This window comes from Halomonas daqiaonensis, from assembly GCF_900109725.1.
Taxonomy (GTDB): Bacteria; Pseudomonadota; Gammaproteobacteria; order Pseudomonadales; family Halomonadaceae; genus Halomonas; species Halomonas daqiaonensis.
Genome location: NZ_FOBC01000005.1, coordinates 22990 through 49441, shown reverse-complemented (window position 1 = coordinate 49441; position 26452 = coordinate 22990). Strand labels below are relative to the sequence as shown.

The 26452-nt window shown below is 65.2% G+C and carries 24 protein-coding genes and 1 tRNA gene; 8 read left to right on the top strand and 17 right to left on the bottom strand.

From position 1 onward, the window contains the following. Positions 1-9 precede the first annotated feature (9 nt). On the bottom strand, positions 10-1005 hold the full coding sequence (locus BMY30_RS05190) for a hypothetical protein (protein ID WP_211607249.1): 996 nt from the start codon (positions 1003-1005) through the stop codon (positions 10-12). A gap of 218 nt (positions 1006-1223) precedes the next feature. Between BMY30_RS05190 and BMY30_RS05185 the strand changes: the two genes are divergently transcribed. Next, entirely contained in the window at positions 1224-2528 is a 1305-nt protein-coding gene (locus BMY30_RS05185; RefSeq protein ID WP_089711312.1) for an ATP-grasp domain-containing protein, read from the top strand. Positions 2529-2608: 80 nt separating this feature from the next. After that, positions 2609-4630: a CocE/NonD family hydrolase gene (locus BMY30_RS05180; RefSeq protein WP_089711311.1), complete on the top strand. Its 2022-nt coding sequence runs from the start codon at positions 2609-2611 to the stop codon at positions 4628-4630. 34 nt (positions 4631-4664) lie between these two features. Here the strand turns inward: BMY30_RS05180 and bioA are convergent, their stop codons facing one another. The 7 genes from bioA to bioB all read right to left on the bottom strand — a co-directional run bounded on the left by bioA (position 4665) and on the right by bioB (position 10731). Next, complete coding sequence (gene bioA / locus BMY30_RS05175) at positions 4665-5945, bottom strand: adenosylmethionine--8-amino-7-oxononanoate transaminase (RefSeq protein ID WP_089711309.1); 1281 nt, start codon at positions 5943-5945, stop codon at positions 4665-4667. A gap of 107 nt (positions 5946-6052) precedes the next feature. Then, positions 6053-6137: transfer RNA gene (locus BMY30_RS05170), tRNA-Leu, on the bottom strand. Between the two features lie 44 nt (positions 6138-6181). Then, a complete protein-coding gene (bioD, locus tag BMY30_RS05165) occupies positions 6182-6883 on the bottom strand; it encodes a dethiobiotin synthase (RefSeq protein WP_089711307.1) in 702 nt (233 codons plus the stop codon). Position 6884: 1 nt separating this feature from the next. Next, positions 6885-7565 carry a methyltransferase domain-containing protein gene (locus BMY30_RS05160; RefSeq protein WP_342027774.1) on the bottom strand — a complete coding sequence of 227 codons (681 nt, stop codon included), beginning with the start codon at positions 7563-7565 and terminating at the stop codon, positions 6885-6887. A gap of 128 nt (positions 7566-7693) precedes the next feature. Then, positions 7694-8401, bottom strand: coding sequence for an alpha/beta fold hydrolase (locus BMY30_RS05155; protein ID WP_089711304.1), 708 nt, complete (start codon positions 8399-8401; stop codon positions 7694-7696). Then, positions 8398-9570, bottom strand: coding sequence for an 8-amino-7-oxononanoate synthase (bioF, locus tag BMY30_RS05150; RefSeq protein ID WP_089711302.1), 1173 nt, complete (start codon positions 9568-9570; stop codon positions 8398-8400). The genes BMY30_RS05155 and bioF overlap by 4 nt, the downstream gene beginning before the upstream one ends. A gap of 6 nt (positions 9571-9576) precedes the next feature. Further along, on the bottom strand, positions 9577-10731 hold the full coding sequence (bioB, locus tag BMY30_RS05145; RefSeq protein ID WP_089711566.1) for a biotin synthase BioB: 1155 nt from the start codon (positions 10729-10731) through the stop codon (positions 9577-9579). A 106-nt stretch (positions 10732-10837) separates the two neighbouring features. On the opposite strand from bioB, the gene BMY30_RS05140 reads away from it, so the two are divergent. Both BMY30_RS05140 and BMY30_RS05135 read left to right on the top strand, forming a co-directional pair. Continuing rightward, positions 10838-11518, top strand: a complete 681-nt coding sequence (locus BMY30_RS05140; protein ID WP_244516125.1) for a ComFC family protein — start codon at positions 10838-10840, stop codon at positions 11516-11518. Positions 11519-11566: 48 nt separating this feature from the next. Further along, positions 11567-12553 carry a serine/threonine protein kinase gene (locus tag BMY30_RS05135; protein WP_089711299.1) on the top strand — a complete coding sequence of 329 codons (987 nt, stop codon included), beginning with the start codon at positions 11567-11569 and terminating at the stop codon, positions 12551-12553. A gap of 73 nt (positions 12554-12626) precedes the next feature. Here BMY30_RS05135 and BMY30_RS05130 read toward each other — a convergent pair whose 3' ends face one another. Further along, positions 12627-13178, bottom strand: coding sequence for a TraB/TrbI/VirB10 family type IV secretion system protein (locus BMY30_RS05130; protein WP_089711297.1), 552 nt, complete (start codon positions 13176-13178; stop codon positions 12627-12629). A gap of 267 nt (positions 13179-13445) precedes the next feature. Between BMY30_RS05130 and folE the strand changes: the two genes are divergently transcribed. The 3 genes from folE (at position 13446) to BMY30_RS05115 (ending at position 16022) form a co-directional block, all read left to right on the top strand. After that, positions 13446-14003: a GTP cyclohydrolase I FolE gene (folE, locus tag BMY30_RS05125; RefSeq protein WP_089711294.1), complete on the top strand. Its 558-nt coding sequence runs from the start codon at positions 13446-13448 to the stop codon at positions 14001-14003. A gap of 22 nt (positions 14004-14025) precedes the next feature. Continuing rightward, positions 14026-14436 (top strand): dihydroneopterin triphosphate 2'-epimerase, encoded by a 411-nt coding sequence (gene folX / locus BMY30_RS05120; RefSeq protein WP_089711292.1) that lies wholly within the window; start codon positions 14026-14028, stop codon positions 14434-14436. 128 nt (positions 14437-14564) lie between these two features. Then, the gene (locus tag BMY30_RS05115; RefSeq protein ID WP_089711290.1) at positions 14565-16022 is read left to right on the top strand and encodes an NAD-dependent succinate-semialdehyde dehydrogenase; all 1458 of its coding nucleotides are present in this window, start codon (positions 14565-14567) and stop codon (positions 16020-16022) included. A gap of 150 nt (positions 16023-16172) precedes the next feature. On the opposite strand, the gene purH is transcribed toward BMY30_RS05115, so the two are convergent. The 7 genes from purH to dsbD all read right to left on the bottom strand — a co-directional run bounded on the left by purH (position 16173) and on the right by dsbD (position 24251). Continuing rightward, positions 16173-17753 carry a bifunctional phosphoribosylaminoimidazolecarboxamide formyltransferase/IMP cyclohydrolase gene (gene purH, locus BMY30_RS05110; protein WP_089711288.1) on the bottom strand — a complete coding sequence of 527 codons (1581 nt, stop codon included), beginning with the start codon at positions 17751-17753 and terminating at the stop codon, positions 16173-16175. A gap of 80 nt (positions 17754-17833) precedes the next feature. Continuing rightward, positions 17834-18178: a DNA-binding transcriptional regulator Fis gene (gene fis, locus BMY30_RS05105; RefSeq protein WP_089711286.1), complete on the bottom strand. Its 345-nt coding sequence runs from the start codon at positions 18176-18178 to the stop codon at positions 17834-17836. Further along, positions 18175-19233, bottom strand: a complete 1059-nt coding sequence (gene dusB, locus BMY30_RS05100; RefSeq protein ID WP_089711284.1) for a tRNA dihydrouridine synthase DusB — start codon at positions 19231-19233, stop codon at positions 18175-18177. The genes fis and dusB overlap by 4 nt, the downstream gene beginning before the upstream one ends. A 61-nt stretch (positions 19234-19294) precedes the next feature. Next, positions 19295-20215 (bottom strand): 50S ribosomal protein L11 methyltransferase, encoded by a 921-nt coding sequence (gene prmA / locus BMY30_RS05095; protein WP_089711282.1) that lies wholly within the window; start codon positions 20213-20215, stop codon positions 19295-19297. Between the two features lie 88 nt (positions 20216-20303). Next, entirely contained in the window at positions 20304-21644 is a 1341-nt protein-coding gene (gene accC / locus BMY30_RS05090) for an acetyl-CoA carboxylase biotin carboxylase subunit (protein WP_089711280.1), read from the bottom strand. Between the two features lie 42 nt (positions 21645-21686). Beyond that, on the bottom strand, positions 21687-22139 hold the full coding sequence (accB, locus tag BMY30_RS05085; RefSeq protein ID WP_089711279.1) for an acetyl-CoA carboxylase biotin carboxyl carrier protein: 453 nt from the start codon (positions 22137-22139) through the stop codon (positions 21687-21689). Between the two features lie 204 nt (positions 22140-22343). Beyond that, entirely contained in the window at positions 22344-24251 is a 1908-nt protein-coding gene (gene dsbD, locus BMY30_RS05080) for a protein-disulfide reductase DsbD (RefSeq protein ID WP_089711277.1), read from the bottom strand. Positions 24252-24456: 205 nt separating this feature from the next. Between dsbD and BMY30_RS05075 the strand changes: the two genes are divergently transcribed. After that, positions 24457-25827: a DUF2333 family protein gene (locus BMY30_RS05075; protein ID WP_089711276.1), complete on the top strand. Its 1371-nt coding sequence runs from the start codon at positions 24457-24459 to the stop codon at positions 25825-25827. An 80-nt stretch (positions 25828-25907) separates the two neighbouring features. Here BMY30_RS05075 and ppa read toward each other — a convergent pair whose 3' ends face one another. Next, positions 25908-26438: an inorganic diphosphatase gene (ppa, locus tag BMY30_RS05070; RefSeq protein WP_089711274.1), complete on the bottom strand. Its 531-nt coding sequence runs from the start codon at positions 26436-26438 to the stop codon at positions 25908-25910. Between the last annotated feature and the right edge of the window lie 14 nt (positions 26439-26452).

The following is a 26452-nucleotide window of genomic DNA, read 5'->3' as shown; positions in this document are numbered from 1 at the left end:
TCCCACGCGCTACAGGCTGACGCGGTCGATATGGCGGCGGAAATACATCTCCAGGCGCAGGGTGAGCGCCCAGCGCGGGTCGCGGTCAGCCTCGCGGGGGAAGTGCAAGGCCGGCGCGACGTCCAGGAAGGTGAACCCCTTGTGGATATCGCGGCGGAAACGCAGCTGCAGGTAGCTGTCTTCGATGGTGGTATGGGAGAGGCTTTCACCGAGCACCACGGCGGAGTAGCGCAACACACTGCGGTTGTTGATGCGCTGGTTGAGTTCGGCGGCCTGGCTGAACTCCAGGGTATCTTCCGTCTCGCGCCACTGGGCGTTGGTGAGAAAGCGCAGGTGACGTTTCTTGTCCACGGCGCGACCCAGGTCCCAGCGAGTGCGTGCCGAGTAGCCGTCCTCGTTGAACCAGGAAAAACGGTTGTCGCTGTGCAACAGCCAGGGGCTGTCGTTCAGCGACCAGAGACGCTGAGTGGTGATGCGGGCGTAAGGATCGAGCGGCAGGCGTACCTTTACCCCCGCCCCCAACTCGGTGTCCCACTCCTTGGTCCTGTCGCCCTCGCCCAGGCGGCGTAATCCCACCAGCACGTCCTCTATGTTGTTGACGCGGTTGTCGGTGAGCGACGACTCCTGCTCGCCGAGGGTGCCGCGAGTCTCGTCCGGCTCGCCCTCGATGATCAGTCGCAGGCGCTCCTCGGTAGTGGGCAGGTCGAGACGGAAGCGGACGCTCAGGTCCTGATCGAAGTCCTCGGCCTCCCTCCAGTCGAATTCCTGACTGATGCGCAGGTAGGAGTCGGTGTCCACGGTCAGCGCATCGGTGGTACCGAAGAAACCGTCGATGCGGCGGGAGGTACTCTCCACCCAACGCGAGAGGCCGGCATGGAAGGGTCCAATTCGCTGCCCGGTCCATTCCGGCAGGTCGCTGTCGTCCTCGATATGCGGAGTGTCAGCATGGGCGGTGAAGCCGAGGGTGACCAGCGATATGGCCACCAGTGTGCGCAATCCCATCATATCTGTTTCCCTCGCCCTGTTTCGGGGAAGTCTACCGGCTTCACCTGCGTTGTCACCATGCCTGTCATGCCATTCGCCTACTGGTGTATCCACCAATCATATTGATAACGGTCAGGGCAGGGTTGGCCGATAACAGCCATGCTGGAAGGAGATGGAAACCTGCAACGACCCGGCATTCCGCCGTCTGCGGCCGGGTAACAGAGGCTGGAGGGTAGTATATGAGCTGGAACGTGTTCGTTATCGGTCAGGATGAGTTCAGCGAGCGGATGTGGCCACTTCTTAGCCATGTCGAGGATTACGCCATCCATGAGCTGTTGTCGCTCGAGACGGTGGTGAATGCTGCCAAGTATCCCTTCGACCAGTTGGCGGCGGATGCCTTGGCGGAACTGGAGCAGTTTCCGGGTAGGGTGGACGCAATCGTCGGCTACTGGGACTTCCCCACATCGGGACTGCTGCCGGTCGTGCGTCAGGTACGGGGGTTGCCAGGCCCGACCCTGGAGGCCGTGCTCAAGTGCGAGCACAAGTACTGGAGTCGGCTGGAACAGTCACGCTGGGTGCCGGAGTGCGTGCCTGCCTTCCAGGCCGTTAACCCCTTCGACAATCAGGTCATCGATCGGATCGAGATCGACTATCCGTTCTGGATCAAGCCGGTGAAGGCACACTCCTCCCAACTAGGGTTCCTCATCGAGCGTCCGGAGCAACTCGAGGAAGTGCTGCCGATCATCCGCCAGGGTATCGGCCGTTTCGGCGAGCCTATGGATGAAGTCATGGCCCATGTTGATCCGCCCGACGAGTTGGCGGGCATCACCGGCCACTACTGCGTGGCCGAGGCGATCATCTCGGCCGGTCGCCAGTGCACCGTGGAGGGGTATGTCCAGGCGGGCGAGGTACATCTGGTGGGAATCATCGACAGCCAGCGGGATACCACGCATCGCTCCGTCCTGCTGCGTTACACCTATCCATCCACACTGCCCGAGGAGCTCCAGCAGCGGCTGCTGGACGCCAGCCGGCGTGTGATGATCGGGCTCGGCTACGACAATGCACCGTTCAATATCGAGTACTACCATGACGAGCAAACCGACCGGATCTGGCTGCTCGAGATCAACGCCAGAGTGTCCCGATCCCATGCGGCGATCTTCCAACTGGTCGACGGGGCCCCGCACTACCAGGTCATGGTGGACGTGGCACTGGGCATTGAGCCGCGGATGCCGCACCGTGAAGGTCGCTATGCCGTTGCGGCCAAGCAGATGCTGCGGGTCTTCGAGGAGGACGGTCTGGTCCGCCGGGTGCCAACGCCTGAGGAAATTCGGCGGGTCGAGGAGTCCTTTCCGGGCACTCTGGTGGAGCTTAATGTACACGAGGGAATGCAGCTCTCGGAGCTGCAGCATCAGGACTCTTTCTCCAGTGAGCTCGGTGTCCTGTTCATCGGGGCGGAGAGTCACGAGGAATTGGACGAGCGGATCGAGGCGTGTCGCCAGATGCTGCCGTTCGACATCGACCCGCTTCCCGCAAAGATTGGGTGACAGCTGAATCACGGAGGCATCTTAAAAGGAGGCGTCCGGTTCGCGGGCGTCGAGAAACAGGCATCAAGGAGGAGAACGTCATGCGAGTCGTAACCGACTTCCCCCATCGTGTCGAATGTCATGATCCTGTGTGGATACCCATGGCCGATGGCATCGAGCTCAATGCCCGGCTTTGGCTGCCGGAGGGTGCCGAGCAGGCTCCGGTACCGGCCATCCTCGAATACATTCCCTACCGGCTGCGTGACGGCTCCGCGCGGCGGGATGCCATGCACCACCATTATTTCGCCGGCCACGGTTATGCATCGATCCGCGTCGATATTCGCGGAAGCGGTGACTCCGGTGGTGTGCTGACCGACGAGTACCTGGAAGAGGAGCTGGTCGACGGCGAGGTGATCCTGCGCTGGCTCGCCGACCAGCCCTGGTGTGACGGGAATGTTGGCATGATCGGCATATCCTGGGGCGGCTTCAATGGTCTGCAATTGGCGGCCCGGCGGCCTCCCGAACTGAAGGCGGTAGTTAGCGTGTGTTCCACCGACGACCGTTACGCCGACGATGTGCATTACATGGGGGGGTGCCTGCTGGGCGACAACCTCTCCTGGGCCTCGACCATGTTCGCCTACAATTCGCTGCCCCCCGACCCGTCGATTGTCGGGGATCGCTGGCGCGAAATGTGGCGTGAGCGGCTCGAGGGCAGCGGTCTGTGGCTTGCCACCTGGCTCGCGCATCCGCACCGTGATGCCTACTGGCAGCACGGTTCCATCTGCGAAAACTTCTCCCGGGTCGAGGTGCCGGTGCTGGCCGTGAGCGGTTGGGCGGACGGCTATTCCAATTCAGTCAAGAGGCTGGTTGAGCACCTGCCCGGACGCTGCAAGGGATTGATCGGCCCCTGGAGCCACAAGTATCCCCATCTGGGGGAACCTGGGCCGGCCATCGGCTTCCTGCAGGAGTGCCTGCGCTGGTGGGGACAGTACCTCAAGGGGCAGGATCACGACGTGGAAGCCGATCCGGTGCTGCGCGAATGGATGCAGGAGAGCATGCCGCCGACCACGCGTTATGGGTGTCGGCCCGGGCGCTGGGTGATGGAGCCCAGTTGGCCTTCGCCGAACATCCAGCCTTGGCAACTGCCGCTGGCGCCGGGGCGCCTGTGCCTCGACGGAGTGCCTCCCGACCAGGAGAGCACCCTGACCGTGCAGTCACCGCTGACCTGCGGGCTTTTTGCCGGCAAGTGGTGTTCCTATGCGGCGGGGCCAGACCTCGCCCACGACCAGCGCGAGGAGGATGGTGGCGCCCTGATCTTCGAGACTCCTCGGCTGGAGGAAACCTTGGAGATCATGGGGGCACCGACGGTCACACTGTCGCTCGCCGCCGACCGTCCTGTCGCCATGGTGGCGGTCCGTCTCTCCGATGTGGCGCCGGATGACAAGGCCACTCGCGTGACTTACGGACTGCTCAACCTCACCCACCGGGACAGCCACGAGGCCCCCTCGCCACTGGAGCCCGGCCGGCGCTATCGCGTGCAGGTCCAGCTCAATGACATCGCCCAGGTCTTTCCCAGAGGGCACCGGTTGCGCCTGTCACTCTCGACCTCCTACTGGCCCCTGGCCTGGCCCTCTCCCGAGCATGTGCGCCTGTCGCTCTTCGACCGCGAGAGTGCCCTGGAACTGCCTGTGCGTCCCCGCCGGGCCGAGGATGCACATATCGCGTTCGGGGACCCGGAGGCGGCGCCGTCCATCGAGGCCACGACGCTTGAGACCGGCCATCACAACTGGTACGTACACCGCGATCTGGCCGAGGATGCCTCGACGCTGGAGGTGGTCAACGACAACGGGCGGATGCGCCTGGAGGATAGCGGACTGGAAGTGGGCGTGTGTGCCGTGGAGCGCTATCAGTCTCGGGACGATGATTTCGACTCCCTGAGCGGGGAGGCCCGCTGGGAGCGCTCTCTGTCGCGGGGCGATTGGGCGGTCCGCACCGTGACTCGCACCGTGCTGACCTCCGATGCCAAATCCTTCCACCTTCATGCGACCCTGGATGCCTATGAGGGCGAGCGACGGGTCTATTCTCGCAACTGGGATCTGTCCCTCCCTAGAAAGCTGCTGTAATCGCTTATCCGACTCGAGGTGGCTGTGTCAGGCCTCAGGCGCACTGGAACCAGCCCTTCATGACGTCGGCGATGCGGCGCATATCGGTCTCCCCGGTGACATACGCCGGCATGGTATAGAGCCAGCGGCCGATGGGACGCAGCCAGACGCCCTGCTCGCGGGCCCAGTCACCCACACTGGCAAGGTCTGTGGCATCGTGGGCCTCGATCACAGCGGTGGCGCCCAGCACCCGCACGTCGGCCACTGCCGGATGTGCGGCGAGCTCGGTGTCCGCGAGCAGCGTCTCGCGCAGCACCCGGTTGAGCCTGGTGATCTTGCCCAGGTAGTCCTCCTCCTCGAACACCGCCAGACTCTCCAGGGCCACTCGGCAGGCCAGCGGATTGCCCATGAAGGTGGGACCATGCATAAAGGCGTGTTCGGGGCTGTCTCCGATGAAGGCGTCATGAATCCGGTCGCTGGCCAGCGTCGCCGCATGTCCCAGATAGCCGCCGGTGAGTCCCTTGGAGAGCACCATGATGTCGGGCGAGACGTCGGCATGGTCGGCGGCAAACATCCGCCCGGTGCGGCCGAAGCCGGTGGCCACTTCGTCGAATACCAGCAGCACGTCGAACTCGTCACACAGTTCGCGGGCGCCCCTGAGGTAGTGCGGCGAGGTCATGTTGAGTCCACCGGCAGCCTGCAGTAGCGGCTCCATCAGCAGTGCGGCGATTTCGTGGTGGTGGCGCTCCAGCACCTCGCGCAGGGCGGTGAGGTCCGCCGCTACCGTCTCAGGCTCGGCATCGAAGGGGGCCGTGGGCGCCGGTGCAAAGAGGTGTCGGGGCAGGTAGCCGGCAAACAGCGAGTGCATGCCCTCCTCGGGGTCGCAGACCGCCATGCAGCCGGCGGTGTCGCCGTGGTAGGCCTTCATCAGCGAGAGCAGGCGGTGTTTGCCCGGTTTGCCGCGAAGCTGGTGGTATTGCACGGCCATCTTCATGGCGACCTCCATGCCCACCGAGCCGCTGTCGGAGTAGAAGACGTGGTTGAGTCCCCGGGGTGTGACACGCACCAGTTCCCGGGCCAGGCGGTCGGCGGGCTCGTGGGTCAGGCCGCCGAGCATCACGTGGCAGAGCTCGCCGGCCTGTTCGCGGATCGCCGCCACCAGCCGTGGGTGGGCGTAGCCGTGGATCATGCACCACCAGGAACAGGTGGCATCGAGCAGTGTCTCGCCACCCTCCAGAGTGAATCGCGGTCCCTCGCCGCTGACGACCTTGGGTGCCGGCCGCTGGGTCTTGAGGTGGGCATAGGGGTGCCAGACGGGGGAGGGGGAGTAGGGCATCAGATGGCTCCGTTGCAGCATGGAAGCGGCATGACAGGCACGCGAAGTTGCCGCGCATCTCGGAGAGATGACGGACGGGAGCGCGCGGCGAGAGAGGACAGAGATGATGGTGCGGATGGGGAGACTCGAACTCCCAAGCCCGAAGGCACCAGGACCTAAACCTGGCGTGTCTACCAATTCCACCACATCCGCACGGGTAGGCAGGCGACAACATTCTACGTACGCCCCCGCGCAAGTCAATCGCCATCGGGCAGCTCCAGATAGTTGGCGGCGGCCGCGGCCATGGCACTTGCCTCGCCGGCCGCTAGCCGCTGGATAACGCCCAGACAGGGCGCGGGTAGCGTGGCCTCGAGGGTGGCCAGGTTGTCGCGGTAGAGGGCCGCGTCGCTGGCGAATTCAGGGTCTACCAGGCTGCCGGCCCAGCCGGCCAGCCGAAGGCCGTCTGCCTGGATCGCCTCGGCGGTGAGCCGGGCATGGCTGATGCAGCCCAGGCGCAGGCCCACCACCAGCAGCACCGGTAGCCCGAGTCTGACGGCCAGGTCCGAGAGGTCTTCGTGTTCGTTCAGGGGCACCCGCCAGCCGCCTGCGCCCTCGACCAGGGTCAGGTCTCGCCCCGACTCGAGCAGGGGCCGAGTCCGTTCGACCAAGTCGTCGAGGGCCAGAATCATGCCGGCCCGGCGGGCGGCCAGGTGCGGGGCAATAGCCGGGGCGAAGGTGAAGGGATTGATCGTGTCGTAGTCCGCTGCGGGGTGGCTTTGGCCTTGCAGGGCCAGAGCATCGGCGTTGCGCAGGCCCTCGGCTGTGGCCTCGCAGCCGGAGGCCAAGGGCTTGAGGCCCAGGGTGGTGAGGCCGTTGCGGCGGGCGCGGGCCAGCAGGCCGCTGGTGACCAAGGTCTTGCCGGCGTCAGTGTCGGTACCGGTGACAAAAAAGGCGCTCATCTCAGGCGTCCAGTTCCAGAGTCAGCAGGCGATAGGTCACGGGCAGGCCCTCCGGTTCACGCATGGCCTCGTAGCGGTGCGCCGCCCGGGCCAGGTCGGCCCGGGTGAGTTGGCCCCCGGGCCTTGAGGTCTGGGCGCCTACGCCCTTGATGGAGGCCATCACAGCGGTGAGGTCGGGGTAGTGGAACCGCAGTGCATGCTCTCGGCAGTCGAGGCGACGAAAGCCCGCCGCCCAGGCCGCGCCTCGATGGTGAGCGGCGTCGCGGAAGCTCAGCAGGCCGGTGGGTTGGCCGGGACGCGACCAGGCCCGGCCAACCTCGGCCAGCGTTCCGGGCCCTAGGGTGTTGATCAGCGCCCGGCCGCCTGGGCGCAAGACGCGGCGAAGCTCGGCCAATACGGCGTCAAGGTCTGGGCACCACTGGATCGCCAGGTTGGAGACCACCAGCTCCTGGCTGGTGTCTTCCAGTGGCAGGGCGGCGGCATCGCCGCACAGCCAGCGGACCGCGTTACCGTGCGTTCGGTAGGCCACCTCGAGCATGCCCGGGGCAAGGTCAAGGCCGACGACCGTGCAGCTGGAACCGAATCGCTCGGCCAGGCTCGCCGCCATCTCGCCCGGCCCGCAGCCCAGATCCAGCACTCTCTCGGCACACTCGGGAAGGCGGGAGAGAAGCGACTCCGCCATGATCCGTTGAGCTCTTGCGCGCTCGGCATATCTCGGGGCTGCGCGGGAGAAGGCGCGGGCGACGCGGGCCTGCCAGTCATCTCTCCGGGGCACATTCCCAGTGGTAGGGGTGGCGAGCGACAAGGCGGTCATGGTGTGGATACCTTGGCGATGTTGGCGAGGCAGGCGGCCAGCGGCGCCGGCTGGCTGAGCATCGGACAGTGGCCGGCATTGCTCAGGCGGTGGTCGGCGTTCGCGCGCTGCGTAGGCGCGAGTAGTGGGTCCTGTTCCCCCGCGATACGCCATACCGGGCAGGGCGATCTGGCCAGGCGGTTACCGTTATCGAGCCCGGCAAGCTGGGTGAGCCCTGCGGCCAGGGTAGCGTTATCGACGCCACGGTTATCGCCGAGCAGGCCGTGCAGCTGCCGGTGAGCAGCGCGCGGGTCGGGCTCGCCCCGCAGCTGCCAGCGCCAGAAGTGTGTCAGGGTGGCGTTGGAATCCCGGGCGAAGGCACGACAGAAGGCGGCCAGCTCTACCGTGGAGATGCCTTCTTCATGACAGAACCGCTTACCCATGCCGAGCAGGACCAGGGCACGGGGCGCGGGCAGGTGGTCGAGCAGGGCAGCAGCCAGTAGCCCGCCCAGCGACCAGCCCACCCAGACGGCATCCGGCGTCAGCTCATCGCTCATGGCATCGCCCAGCTCTGCCAGGCTGGCGGGGTCCGCCAGCGGCCGGCGAGTCCCGTAGCCGGGCCAGTCCGGAGTGCTGACTGCAAGCCCCTCGGGCCAGTGTTCAGCCAGCGGTTGCCAGAGGCGAGCGTCGCAGCCCCAGCCAGAGAGCAGCACCAAGGGCGTCATGGGCTCGCCTTCCTGCTCATCAGAGCATCCTGGGCCTCGCAGGCGGCCAGCGCCTCGAGCAGGGTGTCAAGATCGGCATCCGTGTGGGCGGCACTCAGGGTGATGCGCAGGCGTGCCTGGCCAGGGGGCACCGTTGGTTCGCGGATCGCACCGACTGACAGGCCACGTTCTGCCAGCCAGGCGGCCCAGGTCATCACCTGCTGGCTGTCGCCCAGCACCAGCGGCTGGATCGGTGTGGGGGAAGCGGCCAGCGGCAATCCCAGGGTGGTAGCCTCGGTACGGAAGCGACGGATCAGAGTGCGCAGGCGGTCACGACGCTCGGGTTCGGCCTCGAGCAGCTCGAGGGCCTTCAGGGTGGCCGCGGCCACCCCGGGCGGCTGGGCAGTGGTGTACACATAGGGGCGTGAGAACTGGATCAGGTGCTCGATCAGCCTCTCGCTTCCCGCGACGAAGGCGCCGGCGGAGCCCAGTGCCTTGCCGAGCGTACCGACCAGCACGGGGACCTGCTCGATGCCATGGGCGTGGCCCACACAGCCGTCGCCCTGCTCGCCCAGCACGCCCAAGCCGTGAGCATCGTCGATCATCAACCAGGCCCCATGACGGGCACTGGCCGCGGCCAGCCCGTCGATATCGGCCACGTCGCCATCCATGCTGAATACCCCGTCGCTGACCACCAGCCTGCGCCCATCTCCCGGAGTGCGCGTCAGCAGCCGATCGAGGTCCTCAAGATCGCCATGATGGAAACGCCGCGAGCGGGCACCGGCGAGCCGGGCGCCGTCGATCAGCGAGGCGTGGTTCAGGCGGTCCTGGAACACCCGTGTGTTGGAGTCACAGAGTGCCTGCAGGGTGCCGAGGTTGGCCATATAGCCGGTAGAAAACAGCAGCGCTGCCGGTCGGCCGGTGAGCGCAGCCAGCCGCTGTTCCAGGACCTCGTGCACCTTGAGGTGGCCGCTGACCAGGTGTGAGGCTCGAGCACCGGCACCGTATCGTCGGGCTCCCTCCGCCTGGGCCTCGGCGAGACGCGGGTCCCCGGCCAGGCCCAGATAATCGTTGCCGGCAAAGTCACAGCGCCGGTCGTTGGCGCGATGGGTGCGGCGGCGGCGCCAGCGCCCGCTGTGACGCTGCGTTGCGGCCCGCTCGGCGAGGTAGGTGCTCCAGGCATCCTGCATGGCGGGTCAGACCCTGGGAGCGTCCAGGGTGGCGTCATAGGCGAGCTTCCCGGCCCTCGCGGCGAGTGCCGCCTCGGCCTGGCGAGCCGCTCTGACTTCAAGCGCGGTTTCCAGGTCGGCCTGCTGGCGGGCATCGTCTGCGCAGACCCGTGCGCTCTTTTCCACCACTTCCGGATGAAGCCCCAGCTTGGCGAACAGCGCCCGGTCCTGTTCTACCTGGGGGTTGGACGTGGTCAGTAGCTGGTCGCCATAGAAGATCGAGTTGGCCCCGGCCAGGAAGGCCAGTGCCTGGGTGGATTCATCCATCTGCTCGCGACCGGCGGACAGGCGCACATGGCTCTCCGGCATCAGGATGCGGGCCACGGCGATGGCGCGGATGAACTCGATGGGATCGAGGTCGTCCACGTCCTCGAGTGGCGTACCCGGCACCTTGACCAGCATGTTGATCGGCACCGATTCCGGGTGCGGCTCGAGCCGAGCCAACTGCTGGAGCAGGGCAGCACGGTCGCGGGGCGCCTCGCCCATGCCCAGGATGCCCCCGGCGCACACCTTCATGCCGGCCTGGCGCACGTTGCCCAGGGTCTCCAGGCGGTCGGCGTAGGTGCGGGTGGTGATGATCTCGCCGTAATACTCGGGCGAGGTGTCGAGGTTGTGGTTGTAGTAATCGAGACCGGCTTCCGCCAGGCGATTGGCCTGGTCGCCGTCGACCATGCCCAGGGTCATACAGGTCTCGAGTCCCAGTGCCTTGACCTGACGGACCATCTCCAGCACCACATCGAGATCTCTCTCGCGTGGGCTCTTCCATGCCGCGCCCATGCAGAAGCGGCTGGCGCCGGCATCACGGGCTGCCTGTGCCTGCTCGACCACCTTCTCGACCTCCAGCAGCTTCTCCTTGCCGAGGCCAGTGTTGTAGTGCCCCGACTGGGGACAGTACTTGCAGTCCTCGGGGCAGGCGCCGGTCTTGATCGAGAGCAGGGTGGATACCTGCACGGCGTTGGGGTCGAAGTGGGCGCGGTGGACCTGCTGTGCATGAAACAGCAGGTCGATAAAGGGCAGGGCAAAGAGCGCCTCGATCGCCTCAATCGTCCAGTCGTGGCGGACTTCGCCTCCTGGGGCTAGGGTCAGGGAAGCGGTGCGGGATTCGTGGGACGCAAGGGGCATGGTGGGCTCGCTTATGGTCAACTTGACGTTCATACCAAGGTTGACGGATAGCCTAAGGCCTGCGGTCGCCATGTCAACCTTATTGAAAGAAAAGGTTGACGGATGGTTGGAGCAGGCTCTGCCAGGTCGCTGCGTCTTCTGCCTGGCCCCCATGCCGGGCAAACATCCCTGGTGCGAGACCTGTTTCACGGAACTGCCCTGGAACCTGCCGGCCTGTCCCGTCTGCGCCGAGCCCCAGCCGGGCGCAGAGACGGGACGCCGCTGTGGTCACTGCCTGCGCCGTCCTCCACAGTTCGACCGGGCCCGGGTGCCGCTGCGCTACGAGGCCGAAATGGCCGGCCTGGTGCAACGCTTCAAGTTCGATGCCTCGCCGAGGGCCGGCCGAGTGCTGCTGGAATTGCTGGTAGCGGGACTGTCCCCGGCAGACCGACGATGGCCCGAGGCGCTGGTGCCGGTTCCCCTGCATCCACGACGGGCTCGTGAACGGGGCTTCGATCAGGCGCGCTGGCTGGCTACCCGCCTCGGGCGGTACCTGGGCTGTCCCTCGGTGCTGGCGCAGCGCACTCGCGATACCCGCACCCAGCGTGGCCTGGACCGGGGCGAGCGTCGCAGCAATCTGCGCGGTGCCTTTCGCATCTCGGCCGGCCTGCCACGGCGGGTGGTGCTGGTGGATGACGTCATGACTACCGGGGCGACCCTTGATGCCCTAGCCGTGGCCTGCCGCCAGGCCGGTGTCGAGGAGGTGCAGGCCTGGGCGGTGGCCCGGACGCCGGCAGACAGGCACTGATAGGCGCTTCCCTGTTAGCATGAGGCTCTTGATGCACCGGGAGCCCCCATGGACACTACCCCTCATCCCTTTGCTCAGCTTTCGCCTGCCCGAGTGGTGGCTGCGGTGGAATCACTCGGCTTCTGGTTGCCCGGCGAGCCCTTTGCCCTCAACAGTTACGAGAACCGTGTCTTCCTGGTGCACGACGAGGATCGCCGCCGCTGGGTGGTGAAGTTCTATCGCCCCGAGCGCTGGACGAACGCCCAGATTCGCGAGGAGCATGACTTCCTGGTCGAGCTCGTTGCTGCCGGGGTGGCAGTGGCCGCTCCTTGGCGGGACGAGGCGGGCGAGAGCCTGCACCTCGCCGAGGGGTTTCGCTTTACCCTCTTCCCCCACCTGCCGGGTCAGGCGCCGGAACTGGAGAACCCGGCACATCTGTTTGCCCTTGGCGAGCTGATCGGCGCGGTACATGAGGTGGGTGAGCAAGGGCACTTCGCGCGGCGTCGCTCGCTGGACCTGGATGGCATGGTGCTCGAGGCTCGTGACAAGGTGCTGGAAAGCCAGTGGCTGGATCGTCGCCAGCGCCAGGCCTATGAGCGGATTACCACGACCCTGCATCGCCAGCTGGTCCCCCGCACCTGGAGCACGAAGCAGGCGATTCGCGTGCAGGGCGACTGCCATATCGGCAACATCCTAGGCCGCGACGAGCAGTTTGCGCTGGTCGACTTCGATGATTGCCTGATGGCTCCGGCCATTCAGGATCTATGGATGCTGTTCACCGCGCAGGAGGAGGGAGAGCGCCAGATGCAGCTCTCTGAGGTGGCCGAGGGCTACGAGCAGCACCGCGAATTCGATCGCAGCGAGCTCGCGCTAGTGGAGCCTCTGCGCACCCTGCGCCTACTGCGCCACAGTGCCTGGCTGGTCAATCGCTGGACGGATCCGGCTTTTCCGCCGGCGTTTCCCTGGCTGGCCGATGCCGGCTACTGGGACGGGCACTTACGCATGCTCGAGCAGCAGCGCCAGGCCCTGGAGGCCAGGCCCCGCTGGCTGGCGTGATCCCGGCCGGAAGCTCGTACGTCAGCATGAAAGACGCACCCTGCAGGGTGCGTCTCGACGTGACCGGGAGCGTTCAGTCGTCGTCGGGGTTCGGCGCGTCGGCGGGAATCGGATTGGCGACCCCTTCGCCTTCGGCCTGGCGACGTTGCTCGTTGATTTCGGCGGCAGGGTTGTCCTGTTGCTCGATAGCCAGGTCGCTGGCCAGGCGAAGCTGGAAGGTCTGCTCCCGGGTCAGGCGGCAAGTGCCGTTCTGGCAGGCGGCGAGGCCAAAGTCGCCGTCAGAGTCGTAGGCGGCGGCGGAGATCTCGCCACTGTAGATCTCGCTTTCGCTACCGTCCGTCTCGATGCAGGTCAGCGACTGGGTGGTCAGGCGGATTCGTTCGTCGTCGATGCGGGCGTCGCCGATCAGTACGCAGTATTCCGGCAGGGTATGGGAGGCATCGCCATCGGCCACCGGATGGATCAACAGATCGTTGCGTTCCGGTGTCTGCTCGGACAGCGTCAGCTCGTCGATGACCTGGACGTTGACGGTGGCATCGGCCGGCAGTTCGAGGGTATCGCTCATGGCCAGGGGCGGCATTGCCAGAACGGCGGCGATCATCAGAGAGGCATGGGTCTTGATCATGTTGGGCTCTCGAGGGTGATTTGGGCACAGCATGAGGCAAAAATCATTCTACCACAGGGTGAACGGCCCCCGGGATGGAGAAGACGCGACACGATGTCACTGATCGGCGGCAACCGCTGCCTGCGTTGTCGGATATCTTGCGGTAGACTGGCGAGTTCCGGACTCTTTTGTTGTACAAGATCATGATCTTGTATATTTTCTGTACACCATGCGATGGCCAGGCCATCCACGACGCATCGGACACCGACACTGCCACGGGGCCTGACCATGACCGAAGAACTCGCCAACCACTACCGCCGGATCATTCACGAACTGGGGGAGGATCCGGACCGGGAAGGTCTTCGCGACACCCCCAAGCGGGCCGCCAAGGCGATGCAGTTCCTCAACCGCGGCTATACTCAGTCGCTGGAAGAGATCATCAACGGTGCGGTGTTCGAGTCCGAGACCGACGAGATGGTGCTGGTCAAGGACATCGAGCTTTACTCGATGTGCGAGCACCACCTGCTGCCGTTCATCGGCAAGTGCCATATCGCCTACCTGCCTAGCGGCAAGGTGCTGGGGCTCTCCAAGTTTGCGCGCATCGTCGACATGTATGCGCGCCGCATGCAGATTCAGGAGAACTTGACTCGCCAGATTGCCGAGGCGGTACAGCAGGTCACCGAGGCTCGCGGGGTGGCGGTGGTGATCGAGGCACGCCACCTGTGCATGATGATGCGCGGAGTAGAAAAGCAGAACTCCAGCATGACCACCTCGGTGATGCTCGGTACCTTCCGCGAGAAGCAGAGCACGCGGCAGGAGTTCCTTACCCTGGTCTACGGCCGCTGATTTCTACGTAAGGAGCCCTGCCATGCCAATGCATGCTCTGGATGACCAGCACTTTGACCATGACCTGGCCACGATCCGTATCAAGAACCTGCGGCTGCGCACCCATATCGGCATCAAGGAGGATGAGATCAAGAACCGCCAGGACGTGGTAATCAATGCCGTGATCCGTTATCGCGCCGACAAGGCGGTGGCGTTCAACCACATCGAACAGGCACTGAACTACCGCACCATCACCAAGGCGGTGATTGCCCTGGTGGAGGACCATCGCTTCCTGCTGCTCGAGCGCATGACCCGTGAGGTGCTGGACCTGATCATGAGCCACGAGCCGGTGCTGACCGCTCAGGTGGAGATCGACAAACCCCATGCGCTACGTTTCGCCGACTCCGTCTCGATTACGCTCTCCGACACCCGGGAACCGCGTCGGCCACGCTGAACGTTGATGCCTGTCGGCGGAAATGATCCCATTCTACGATAAAGGGCCCCGGTGCTTGGTGCACCGGGGTCTTTCGCTTAGCATGGAGGCAAACCGACAAGAGGCCGCTTTTGCGGCAGGAGATGATCATGCAAGCCCTTACGGAAACACAGCTCTATTGTCCTTTCGCCTACATCGACGGCAGCTGGGTTGCCGCCGACAGTGGTGAGCAGATCAATGTCCTCAATCCGGCTACCGGGGAGGCCATGGGGGATGTGCCGCGCCTGGGGCGGGCCGAGACCGAGCGGGCCATCGCTGCGGCCGATGCAGCCCTGCCGGCGTGGCGGGCGATGACCGCTCTGGATCGCGCCGACATCCTGATGAAGTGGCATGACCTGATGCTCGAACATCAGGACGACCTTGCCATGATCATGACCTTCGAGCAGGGCAAACCGCTCAAGGAGTCCGCCGGTGAAATCGCCTATGCGGCGAGCTTTCTGCGCTGGTTCGCCGAGGAGGCACGGCGCGTCTACGGCGATACCGTCCCCGCCGCCAAGTCCAACCAGCGCATCGTGGTCACCAAGCAACCCATCGGGGTGGTCGGGGCCATTACCCCCTGGAATTTCCCCGCAGCGATGATCACCCGCAAGGCAGGCGCAGCCCTGGCGGCGGGCTGTACCATCGTCGTCAAGCCGGCCAGCCAGACCCCCTTCTCCGCCACCGCCCTGGCCAAGCTGGCCGAGCGGGCCGGTGTGCCACGCGGGGTGTTCAACGTGGTGCCGGGCCGTGCTTCCGAGATCGCCGCGGCGATGACCGAATCGCCTCTGGTGCGCAAGATTACCTTCACCGGCTCCACCGAGGTGGGTCGCCAACTGATGGCGCAGGCCTCCCAGCACATCCAGAAGATTTCCCTGGAGCTGGGCGGTAATGCTCCCTTCATCGTCTTCGAGGATGCCGACCTGGACGCCGCGGTGGAGGGAGCCATGGCCGCCAAATTCCGCAATGCCGGCCAGACCTGTGTTTGCACCAACCGCTTCCTGGTCCAGTCCAGCGTGGTCAACGCCTTCTGCGAGAAACTGGCGGTCGCTATGAACAGCGAGCTCAAGGTGGGTAACGGCACCCAGGACGGTGTCAACATCGGCCCGCTGATCGACGACAAGGCGGTGGCCAAGGTCAGCGAGCATGTCCATGATGCCGTGGATCAGGGCGCCGAGCTGCTGCTGGGAGGCCATCCGCACCCACTGGGCGGCAACTTCTTCACGCCGACACTGATCAGCTTCGCTAACGACCAGATGAAGGTGGCCCACGAGGAGACCTTCGGCCCGTTGGCGGCGGTCTTCCCCTTCGACGACGAAGAAGATGCCGTCAACATGGCTAACAACACCGAGTACGGTCTGGCCTCCTACTTCTATTCTCGGGACCTGGGGCGTGTCTGGCGCGTCGCCGACGCCTTGGAGTACGGCATGGTGGGCATCAACACCGGGTTGATATCCAACGCCGCTGCGCCCTTCGGTGGGGTCAAGGCCTCGGGCCTGGGCCGTGAAGGCGGTCATCAGGGTCTGGAGGAGTTTCTGGAGACCAAGTACCTCTGTATCGATCTGGGTTGATAGCGCCGAGCTGAAAGCGCCGAGCTACAAGCAAGCCCCGAAGGCAACTACCGTCGGGGCTTGCTTTTGCGCAGGAGAGCATCATTCTGGCCGCTTGGCCGCTTGGCCGCTTGGCCGCTTGGCCGCTTGGCCGCTTGGCCGCTTGGCCGTTCAGTGCCTGAAGTGGCGCATGCCGGTGAACACCATGGCGATCCCGGCCTCGTTGGCGGCGTCGATCACTTCCTGGTCACGCATGGAGCCGCCGGGCTGGATCACCGCGGCGATTCCGGCCGCAGCTGCAGCATCGATGCCGTCGCGGAAGGGGAAGAAAGCGTCGCTGGCCATCACCGAGCCCGGGACCGAGAGACCCTCGTCGGCGGCCTTGATGCCGGCAATCTTTGCCGAGTAGACGCGGCTCATCTGGCCGGCACCCACCCCGATAGTCTGGCCGCCCTTGGCGTAGACGATGGCGTTGGACTTGACGTATTTGGCTACCTTCCAGGCAAAGGCCAGATCACGCATTTCCTGTTCGCTGGGCACCCGCTCGGTGACCACGGTCAGCTCGTCGCGGCCGACCATACCCCTGTCGCGGTCCTGCACCAGCAGCCCCCCGGTCACCCGCTTGAAATCGTGGGCGTGCTCGCGCTCGCCGGGCCACTTTGCGCCGACATCGAGCAGGCGTACGTTCTTCTTCTCGGCGATGATGGCAAGCGCCTCGTCCTCGATTCCCGGAGCGATGATCACCTCGACGAACTGGCGGTCGACGATGGCGCGGGCGGTCTCGGCGTCCAGTGCCACGTTGAAGGCGATGATGCCGCCGAAGGCGCTGGTCGGATCGGTGGCAAAGGCCTTCTCATAGGCTTCTCGCGAGCTTGCACCCACTGCCACGCCGCAAGGATTGGCGTGCTTGACGATCACGCAGGCGGTGTCGGTGAAGGCCTTGACGCACTCGAAGGCGGCATCGGTGTCGGCAACGTTGTTGAAGGAGAGTGCCTTGCCCTGCAACTGGGTGGCAGAGGCCACGCTGGCCTCGCTGGCGTTGGCTTCCACATAGAAGGCAGCACTCTGGTGCGGATTTTCACCGTAACGCATGGCCTGCTTCTTCTCGAACTGCAGGTTGTAGGTGCGCGGGAAACCATCCTCGCCACCGGGCACTCGGCGTCCCAGGTAGTCGGCGATGGCGGCATCGTAACCGGCGGTATGCTCGAAGGCTTTGACCGCCAGGTCGAAGCGAGTGGCATCGCTCACGGCGCCGTTACCGGAGGTGATCTCGTCCAGCACCCGGGCGTAGTCGCTGGCGTCCACCACAATGGTGGTGTGGGCATGGTTCTTGGCACAGGCGCGCACCATGGTCGGGCCGCCGATGTCGATGTTCTCGATGGCGTCCTCGAGGGTGCAGTCCGGTCGTGCCACCGTGGCCGAGAAGGGATAGAGGTTGACCACCACCATGTCGATGGGGTCGATGTCGTGTTCTGCCATCACCGTGTCATCCTCGCCGCGACGACCCAGGATGCCGCCGTGGACCTTGGGATGCAGCGTCTTGACCCGGCCATCCATGATCTCGGGAAATCCAGTGTGCTCGGAGACCTCTGTCACATCGATGCCGTTCTCCTGGAGCAAGCGGAAGGTGCCGCCGGTGGAGAGCAACGCCACACCCTGCTCCATGAGGCCACGGGCGAAGTCGACGATACCGGTCTTGTCCGAGACGCTGATCAGGGCGCGGCGAACCGCTGCGGAGGAGGTTTGGGCCATGAGGTCACTCTTCTGTCGGTGGTGATGAATGGGGCGGCAGGACGGCCCAGGGAGCCCAACGGGCTCCCTGGAGGGAGCGGTCAGATCAGACCATGCTGTTTTAACTTCTTGCGCAGGGTTCCGCGGTTGAGGCCGAGCATCTCGGCGGCGCGGGTCTGATTGCCCTGGGTATGGTCGAGAACCGAGGCCAGCAGCGGCGCTTCGACCTCGGCCATCACCATGGCGTAGAGATCGGTGACGCTGCTCCCGTCGAGGTGGTCGAAGTAGCGGCTGAGCGAGGCCTCCACGGCTTCGCGCAGGGGCCGGTCGTCCTGCGGGCTCGGACGGAGGACGAGGCCTTCGCCCAGTAGGGTGAGATCGCAAGTGCCCGGAGCATTCAGCTCGGGCAGTGCGGTATTCTGGTCAAGGGATTGGCTGCTGGTCATGCGGCACAGATTCCATCCGATGCCACGGCCCGCACAATGCGATTCAGCGTCGCGGTGGGGTCGTGACGAAAGAGTTCATCGATAAAGTGGCGCTGGGCATGGCAGCTCTCCAGGCCGTTGAAGGTGGCCCGCAGAGCACGCCGCCCGGTGTCGTCGAAACGTTCATCTCCGGCCAGATACCAGCCGAGATGCTTACGTGCGATGCGCACACCCATATGAGCGCCGTAGAAGTCATGCAGGGCGGCAAGGTGGTCGCGAAGGACCCCTGCACGCTCCTCATCCTTCGGCGGGCCGAGTCGCTGGCCATGGCGCAGGTAGTGGTCGATCTCGCGAAAGATCCAGGGATTGCCCTGGGCAGCGCGACCCACCATTACCGCGTCCGCCCCAGTATAGTCGAGTATCCGGCGCGCCTTGGCCGGAGAGTCGATATCGCCGTTGGCGAATACCGGGATCCCCACCCGGGCCTTGATGGCCGCGATGGTATCGTACTCCGCCTCGCCACCGTAGCGCTGCTGGCGATGGCGGCCGTGCACTGCCAGGGCTTGGATACCGGCTTCTTCGGCGATGCGTGCGACCCGAACGCCGTTGTTGCTGTCGGCACACCAGCCGGTGCGGATCTTCAAGGTTACCGGCACCTGTACTGCGGCGACCACCGTCTCGAGGATCTCCGCCACCAGAGCTTCGTCGCGCAGCAGGGCGGAACCCGCGGCCTTGTTGCAGACCTTCTTGGCCGGACAGCCCATGTTGATGTCGATGATCTCCGCGCCCATCGCGGCGTTGAGGCGCGCCGCCTTGGCGAGCATGTCGGCATCGCCGCCGGCAATTTGCACGCTGCGTGGACCGGGCTCGCCGCCGTGGTCCATGCGTAGCCGGGACTTGCGGGTATGCCAGAGGCTGGAATCCGAGGTGACCATCTCGCCCACCACCAAGCCGGCTCCCAGGCGCCGACACAGCGTCCGGAACGGGCGGTCGGTGACCCCGGCCATGGGTGCCAGAACCACCCGGTTGGGCAGTTGGTGAGGGCCGATGCGGGGCAGGGGGCGTGAATCGGACATGGTCGGTGCCGCTGGCGTCAGGGCTGGCCATGATACGCCCCCGACTGTCATTGGTGAACCGCTACTCAAGGCGAATGGGGCGCTGGCCGGAAAGTCGTACCCAGCCTTCGGTGATCTCCGGTTCGTCCATGAGCAGGCCCTGTTCCCGGTAGGTCTCGAGTACTTCCTCGGCCTGGTCCTCGAGGATGCCCGAGAGGGCCAGGCGGCCGCCCGGTGCCACGCGGCCGGCGATCTCGTTGGCCAGCTCCACCAGGGGGCCGGCGAGAATGTTGGCGATCACCAGAGGGAAGTCGCACGTTTCGAGCTGTTCGGGGTAGCAGAGCCGGAAGTCGGTTTCGGCCACGTCGTTGCGCTCGGCGTTGTCGCGACTGGCCTGCAGCGCCTGGGGGTCGATATCGGTACCAGTGGCTCGCCGGGCGCCGAGCTTGAGGGCGGCGATGGCCAGGATGCCTGAGCCGCAACCCACGTCGAGAATCTCCAGCTCTTGCAGTTCACCGGCCACCGCCAGGCCGTCGAGCCAGCCAAGGCACAGAGCCGTGGTGGGATGGGTGCCGGTGCCGAAGGCCAGCCCCGGGTCCAGGTGCAGGTTGACGGCGTCGAGATCCGGGGGAGTGTGCCAACTGGGGACGATCCACAGCCGTTCGCCCATTTGCAGGGGGTGGAAGTCATCCATCCACTCGCGCTCCCAGTCACGATCGGCAAGCAACTCGACCTCCACCTCGGGGCAAGGCTCCTCGGGGAATTCGGCGGCCCATGCCTGGCGTACCCGGTCGAGCATCGATTCGATGCCTTCCAGGTCGTCGTAGAGGCCGGTGAGGATTGTCTCGTCCCACAGCGGAGTGGTCCCACGTTCCGGCTCGAAGACCGGGTCATCGAAGGCGTCCTGAAGGGTGATGGCGGTGGCACCTTCGGCGAGCAGCAGTTCCTCGAGGGGCTCGGCGTTCTCGGGGGAGATGCGGGCCTTGAGTTGCATCCAGGGCATGGGCGGTCTCCGATCGGGGTTGGGAGCGGCAGGGGCAACGCAAGCGGGGCGGCCCGATGGCCGCCCCGCTTGCATTAAGATGCAGGGCTCAGAGGCCCAGCTTCTTCTCCAGGTAGTGGATATTGACGCCACCCTGCTGGAAGTAGCCGTCGCGCACCAGGTCCTTGTGCAGGTCGATATTGGTCTTGATCCCTTCCACCAGCAGCTCGTCCAGGGCGTTGCGCATCCGAATCAGCGCCGTTTCCCGGTCGACGCCCCAGGTGATCAGCTTGCCGATCAAGGAGTCGTAGTGGGGTGGTACGGTATAGCCCGTGTAGACATGGGAGTCCATGCGCACGCCGAGCCCGCCGGGCGGGTGGTAGAGAGTCACCTTGCCGGGAGAGGGCATAAAGGTCCGGGCATCCTCGGCGTTGATGCGACACTCGAAGGCGTGCCCGGCGAGCTTGACGTCCTCCTGGCTCACCGACAGCGGCAGGCCCGAGGCGATGCGCAGTTGCTCTCGCACTATGTCCACGCCGGTAACCATCTCGGTGACCGGGTGCTCCACCTGGACCCGGGTGTTCATCTCGATGAAGAAGAACTGTCCGTCCTCGTAGAGGAACTCGAAGGTGCCGGCGCCCCGGTAGCCGATGGTGACACACGCTTCCCGGCATGCTTCGAGCACCTTGGCACGGGCGGCCTGGTCGATCCCCGTGGCGGGGGCCTCTTCGATCACCTTCTGGTGACGGCGCTGTAGCGAACAGTCGCGATCGAAGAGGTGGATGGCATTGCCCTGGCTATCGGCCAGCACCTGAATCTCCACGTGACGCGGATTCTCGAGGTACTTCTCCATATAGACAGTGCCATCGCCGAACGAGGAGTAGGCCTCGGTGCGGGTGACATTGACCGCCGAGAGCAGGTGGGCCTCGGTATGTACCACGCGCATGCCGCGCCCGCCCCCCCCGGCGGCGGCCTTGATGATCACCGGATAGCCAATGCGCTTCGCTACGGCGAGGGTTTCGCCCTCGTCGTCACCCAAGGGACCGTCTGAGCCGGGCACCGTGGGTACGCCTGCCTTCTTCATCGACTCGATGGCACTGACCTTGTCGCCCATCAGGCGGATGGTCTCGGCGCGGGGGCCAATGAAGATGAAGCCCGAACGTTCGACCTGCTCGGCGAAGTTGGCGTTCTCGGAGAGGAAGCCGTAGCCGGGGTGGATCGCACTGGAGTCGGTGACTTCCGCGGCGCTGATCAGCGACGGGATGTTCAGATAAGAGTTCGCCGAGGAGGCCGGTCCGATGCACACGGCCTCGTCAGCCAGGCGTACGTGCATCAGCTCACGATCAGCCGTGGAGTGGACCGCCACCGTCTTGATGCCCAGCTCCTTGCAGGCGCGCAGGATGCGCAGGGCAATCTCGCCACGATTGGCGATGAGGACCTTGTCCAGCATAAGGAATCCGCCAGTTGGTGAATGATGAGGACAGGGGGTGCGTCAGGCGATGACGAGCAGCGGCTGGTCGAACTCGACCGGTTCACCGTCCTCGACCAGGAAGGCCTCGATCACACCGTCTCGATCGGCCTCGATCTGGTTCATCATCTTCATCGCTTCGACGATGCAGATGGTCTCTCCTTTCTTGACGCTGGAGCCGATCTCGACGAAGGATTTGGAACCCGGTGCCGGTGAGCGGTAGAAGGTGCCGACCATCGGCGAGTTGACGGTATCGCCCTTGTAGGTTGGTGCGGCATCGGTGGCCGGCTCGGCAACGGGCGCCGGCGTCTGAGGGGTTGAAGCGGCCGGTGCCGCATGGGGCATGGGGTTCTGCCAGTTCGTGCCATCGGGGTGGCGGCTGATACGAACCGACTCTTCTCCTTCCTGGATCTCGATCTCGCTGATGTTGGATTCTTCTAGCAGTTCGATCAGCTTCTTGACCTTGCGGATATCCATGACGTTGTCTCGACCGGTGGGGTTGGGGGATGATCCGGGGTGCTGTCAACCCCGGCCAACTTGCAATAGATCGCGGCAAGATGGCGTGTCTTGAGGCATCTATTGCCCATGAAAGAGCAATTACGCCGGAGTCTGCCGAAAATCGTCAAGGATGTCCAGCCGTGCAGGAACACTGTTCGAGGCCGGTTGTTGGTGCCGCCTGGGTCAGTCTTGTCGGCTCTCCAGCCAGTCCAGCACACCCTCCAGGTGGCTGGCCAACTGCGGGGCATTGACCTCGCCTTGCACGCGGGCGTCGCGAAGTTCCTCGCTGCCGTCGAAGAACAGCAGGCTGGGTGGGCCGAACAGCTGGAAGTGGTCCAGCACCTCGCGACTGGTGACGCCGCCGTCGGTGACGTCGACATTGATGCGCCGGAAGTTGGCCAGTTGGCTTGCCACCTCGGGTGCCGGGTAGACGTCGCGTTCCATCACCTTGCAGGAGATGCACCAGTCGGCGGTGAAGTTGACGAAGGCCGGCTTGTTGCTCTCGACCAGTGAGGCCTGCAGGGCGTCGAGGTCCTCCACGGTGGTGATCGCCCTGCTGACGTTGGCCGTCGGGCCGGACGATGTGCCGGCCCCCGAATTGACAGGGGACAGGGGTTGCAGCGGATCATTCCCACCGCGGGAGGCGCCGATCACCAGGGCGATGCCCCAGACCAGAAGCATCAGGCCCACCGCCTGACGCACGCGCGGCCAGCCTTGGGCCTGGTTGACGGTCAGTGCCCCCAGAGCCAGGGCGCTGCCGATGGCCAGGCCGGCCCAGAGCAGCAGCGCAATGCTGCCTGGCAGGAGTCGTTCCACCAGCCAGATGGCGACCCCCAGCAGCAGGATACCGAAGGCAGCCTTGACACCGTTCATCCAGGCACCCGAGCGCGGTAGCAGGGTGGTGCCGAAGGTGCCTACCAGCAGCAGCGGCACGCCCATGCCCATGGCCAGGGCGAACAGTGCCGCCCCGCCCATCAGCGCATCGCCGGTGGTGGAGATGAATACCAGGGCGCCGGCCAGCGGCGCCGACACACAGGGCGAGACCACCAGCACCGACAGGGCCCCGGCCAGAGCCAGGCCGGCGGGGCCGCTGTGCTGGGCGCGGGCCTGCCAGTTGTCGATGCGGCCGGCCAGCCTGGGCGAGAGGCGCAGGTTGAAGGCGTCGAACATGGCCAGGGCGAAGAGAGTGAAGAGCACGGCGAAGGTGATCAGTACCGGGGCAGATTGCAGGCGGGCCTGGAGGTTGAGGCCGGCACCGAACAGTCCCATCAGCACCCCTACGGCGGCATAGGTGAGCGCCATCCCGCCCACGTAACTGGCTGAAAGGACGAAGGCTCGGGGGCGGGTCGGATGCTGCCCCACGATGATCGAGGAGAGGATCGGCACCATGGGCAGCACGCAAGGCGTGAAAGTCAGACCCAGGCCAGCCAGGAAGAAGAGCCCGAGGACCAGCGGCAGGCTGGCGTCGGCCATCAGGGTGCGGAAGCGGCCATCCTCGCTCTGGGGAGGGCCGCTCAGGGTATCGCCACTGGTCGTGGCGACATCGCTTCCGACCGCCTCCCTGGTAGCAGTCACCGCGTTGCCGTTTGTGTCGCTTCCGGACGAGTCCGTGTTGACGGACGGCCCCCAGCCGGCGAAAGCGGCCGGGGCCTCTCCCTCAGGGGCGGTCAGTTCGACCCGCTCCGGTGGATAGCAGAGGCCCGCATCGGCGCAGCCCTGGAAGGTCAGGGTGATATCCAGCGGACCCCGGTGGCCCGGTTCGAGAGGTACGTCGAAGACTACGCTGTCATAGAAGACATTGACGTCGCCCAGGAACTCATCACTCTTGGCCAGCCCCGGGGGGAGCTCGGGAACGCCAAGTTCGAGACCGTCCACGGCGGTCTCGATGGTGAACTGGTGGCGATAGAGGTAATAGCCTTCGGCGATCTCGAAGCCCAGATGAAGGGTCTCGCCATCGTGCCAGGCGCTGGGCTCGAAGGCCTCCAGCACCGGCAGGAACGCCTCGTCGTCATCCTGGGAGAACCACTGGGCCTGGGCCCCCAGCGGCAGCAGCAGCGTGACGAGCAGAGCGAGTCGCAGGAGGATCGGCACAGCACTTCCTTATTGCGGTGAACAGGTTGTTGGCGCGGCGCGAATCTGACCCCGTTTCTCGAGGCCGGGTTCCGTCCATCGGCGGTGAGGCCTAGGTCCTGCTAGGATATCGCAATAGCAGGGGGCTGTTGATGGCATCCCGCCCGGGAGGCTGCGCCGTATTGTCGCGTTGCCGAAAGCTTTTCATCACCAAGGAAATCTGATCATGGCGTTGACGCAAAAGGGTGCCGCCAGGCGCAGCAGTCGGACCGAGGAACTCGAACGTCCAGAATACGGCTGGATCTGGAAGCCGCTGCTGGTACTGCTGGTGGTCTACCTGGTGGTCTGCCTGGGGCTGGGAATCTGGTGGAGCCAACCACCGGGAAGCTTCGACGTGGAGCAGGCCGTTTCCGAACAACGAGGTACCGACTCGGGTAGTCCGGCGGCCCGCGGCGCCGTGACCACCGCCGGCCTGATGACCCTGATCGAGACCCTGATCGACAAGCCGGGCGGATATTTGCGCAACGATATCGCCCCACCCGGGGTGTGGCTCGACAACATGCCCGCCTGGGAACTGGGTGTGCTCACACAGGCCCGCCGGCTCTCGAGTTCCTTACCGGCCATGGAACAGTCGTCGGCCCCGGTGCTCGAGGGCGTACACGAGCGTTTGATGGGAGATAGCGACGAATGGCTCTATCCCGGCACCGAGGCGCGTCTGAAGCAGGCCCTGGAGACGTTGGATGGCTACCTCGAGTCGCTCGGGGAGGGCGGTGAGGCCGCCTTCGGTGATCAAGGCCAGGGCCTCGCCGCCTGGCTCGAGGCAATCACTGGATCGCTGGACGATCTGGGGCTGCGGCTCTCGGCGAGCATCGGCAGCCGCGATGAGCTACGCGACCTGGATATCAACGCCGAGGCCCTGCCGGCGCGAACCCCCTGGTATCGCGTCGATAACGTCTTCTTCGAGGCTCGCGGCCAGGCCTGGGCCCTGATGCACCTGCTCAAGGCGGTGCGGCGTGATCAGGCCGACATGCTGGCTTCGGCCGGCGTTACCGAGCGCTGGGAGCTGCTGGTGGCCGAACTCGAACGCAGCCAGCGCCGGCTTTGGAGCCCGTTGGTGCTCAACGGTTCGGGCTTCGGCATCTTCGCCAACCATTCGCTGGTGCTGGCCAACCACGTGGTGCGCGCTCGTGACCTGGCACGAGAGGTCAGCGAAGGCCTCGCCGAGGTGACGCCAGCCCCCGAGCCTCCTGCCAGCGAGCCGCCCGTGGTGGAGGTGGAGCGCAGCGAGGATGCCGTCGAAGCAGTGGCCACCGACGGAAGCGAGAGCGATGTACCTGCTCCCCATGGCGAGGAAGCCGCCGACGCTGCCACCGACGCAGGTGAGGTAGCGATCTCTGAATCGAGCAGCGAGGGTGTCGCTGAAGGGGAGGCCGTGGAAGAACAGGCCGCCGCTTCCGGCGAGAGCGAGATGTCTTCCCCCAGTGGTGACGAGATGGCCGAGGAGCCTTCAGCCGAGGGGCCATCAGCGGAGGAGGGTAGTGACGATGGGGCTTCCAGCGCTGCCGCCGCGGACGAAGCAGAGCAGCCGGAGAACTGAGGTCTGCGGGTATATCTGGACGACAATGGGCCGCCCAGAGGGCGGCCCATTGTCGTGTCGCGCGGCTGTCTCTGCTAGGGTCAGGCCTTGTCGTGGGCGGCCACGGCCTTCTCGATAGCCTTGCGAGCGGCTTCGACGCCTTCCCAGGACTCGACCTTCACCCACTTGCCCTTCTCGAGGTCCTTGTAGTTCTCGAAGAAGTGAGCGATCTGCTGGCGCAGCAGCTCGGGCAGGTCGGTGACCTCCTGGACGTCGTCATAGAGACTGGAAAGCTTGGGATGCGGTACACACACCAGCTTGGCGTCCTCGCCGGCCTCGTCGGTCATGTTGAGGATGCCCACCGGGCGGGCACGGATCACGGCACCGGGCTGGACGGGGTAGGGCGTCACCACCAGGGCGTCCAAGGCGTCGCCGTCGTCGGCCAGGGTGTGGGGGATAAAGCCGTAGTTGGCCGGATAGAACATCGGGGTAGCCATGAAACGGTCGACCAGCAGGGCACCCATGTCCTTGTCGATCTCATACTTGATCGGCACATGGTTGGCCGGGATCTCGATCGCCACGTAGATGTCGTTGGGAAGATCCTTGCCGGCGGGGATGTTGTCTAAGTTCATCGTCGCTTCCTTGG

Excerpts from the sequence above, each read along its gene's own strand:
- BMY30_RS05155 (WP_089711304.1), bottom strand. The coding sequence starts at position 8,401 with ATGACGCCCTTGGTGCTGCTCTCTGGCTGGGGCTGCGACGCTCGCCTC.
- BMY30_RS05190 (WP_211607249.1), bottom strand. The coding sequence starts at position 1,005 with ATGATGGGATTGCGCACACTGGTGGCCATATCGCTGGTCACCCTCGGC.
- ppa (WP_089711274.1), bottom strand. The coding sequence starts at position 26,438 with ATGAACTTAGACAACATCCCCGCCGGCAAGGATCTTCCCAACGACATC.
- prmA (WP_089711282.1), bottom strand. The coding sequence starts at position 20,215 with ATGCCCTGGATGCAACTCAAGGCCCGCATCTCCCCCGAGAACGCCGAG.
- folX (WP_089711292.1), top strand. The coding sequence starts at position 14,026 with ATGCCAATGCATGCTCTGGATGACCAGCACTTTGACCATGACCTGGCC.
- BMY30_RS05130 (WP_089711297.1), bottom strand. The coding sequence starts at position 13,178 with ATGATCAAGACCCATGCCTCTCTGATGATCGCCGCCGTTCTGGCAATG.
- BMY30_RS05180 (WP_089711311.1), top strand. The coding sequence starts at position 2,609 with ATGCGAGTCGTAACCGACTTCCCCCATCGTGTCGAATGTCATGATCCT.
- BMY30_RS05135 (WP_089711299.1), top strand. The coding sequence starts at position 11,567 with ATGGACACTACCCCTCATCCCTTTGCTCAGCTTTCGCCTGCCCGAGTG.
- bioA (WP_089711309.1), bottom strand. The coding sequence starts at position 5,945 with ATGCCCTACTCCCCCTCCCCCGTCTGGCACCCCTATGCCCACCTCAAG.
- purH (WP_089711288.1), bottom strand. The coding sequence starts at position 17,753 with ATGGCCCAAACCTCCTCCGCAGCGGTTCGCCGCGCCCTGATCAGCGTC.
- bioD (WP_089711307.1), bottom strand. The coding sequence starts at position 6,883 with ATGAGCGCCTTTTTTGTCACCGGTACCGACACTGACGCCGGCAAGACC.
- BMY30_RS05185 (WP_089711312.1), top strand. The coding sequence starts at position 1,224 with ATGAGCTGGAACGTGTTCGTTATCGGTCAGGATGAGTTCAGCGAGCGG.
- BMY30_RS05160 (WP_342027774.1), bottom strand. The coding sequence starts at position 7,565 with ATGGCGGAGTCGCTTCTCTCCCGCCTTCCCGAGTGTGCCGAGAGAGTG.
- bioB (WP_089711566.1), bottom strand. The coding sequence starts at position 10,731 with ATGCCCCTTGCGTCCCACGAATCCCGCACCGCTTCCCTGACCCTAGCC.
- dusB (WP_089711284.1), bottom strand. The coding sequence starts at position 19,233 with ATGTCCGATTCACGCCCCCTGCCCCGCATCGGCCCTCACCAACTGCCC.
- accB (WP_089711279.1), bottom strand. The coding sequence starts at position 22,139 with ATGGATATCCGCAAGGTCAAGAAGCTGATCGAACTGCTAGAAGAATCC.
- accC (WP_089711280.1), bottom strand. The coding sequence starts at position 21,644 with ATGCTGGACAAGGTCCTCATCGCCAATCGTGGCGAGATTGCCCTGCGC.
- BMY30_RS05115 (WP_089711290.1), top strand. The coding sequence starts at position 14,565 with ATGCAAGCCCTTACGGAAACACAGCTCTATTGTCCTTTCGCCTACATC.
- BMY30_RS05075 (WP_089711276.1), top strand. The coding sequence starts at position 24,457 with ATGGCGTTGACGCAAAAGGGTGCCGCCAGGCGCAGCAGTCGGACCGAG.
- bioF (WP_089711302.1), bottom strand. The coding sequence starts at position 9,570 with ATGCAGGATGCCTGGAGCACCTACCTCGCCGAGCGGGCCGCAACGCAG.
- folE (WP_089711294.1), top strand. The coding sequence starts at position 13,446 with ATGACCGAAGAACTCGCCAACCACTACCGCCGGATCATTCACGAACTG.
- fis (WP_089711286.1), bottom strand. The coding sequence starts at position 18,178 with ATGACCAGCAGCCAATCCCTTGACCAGAATACCGCACTGCCCGAGCTG.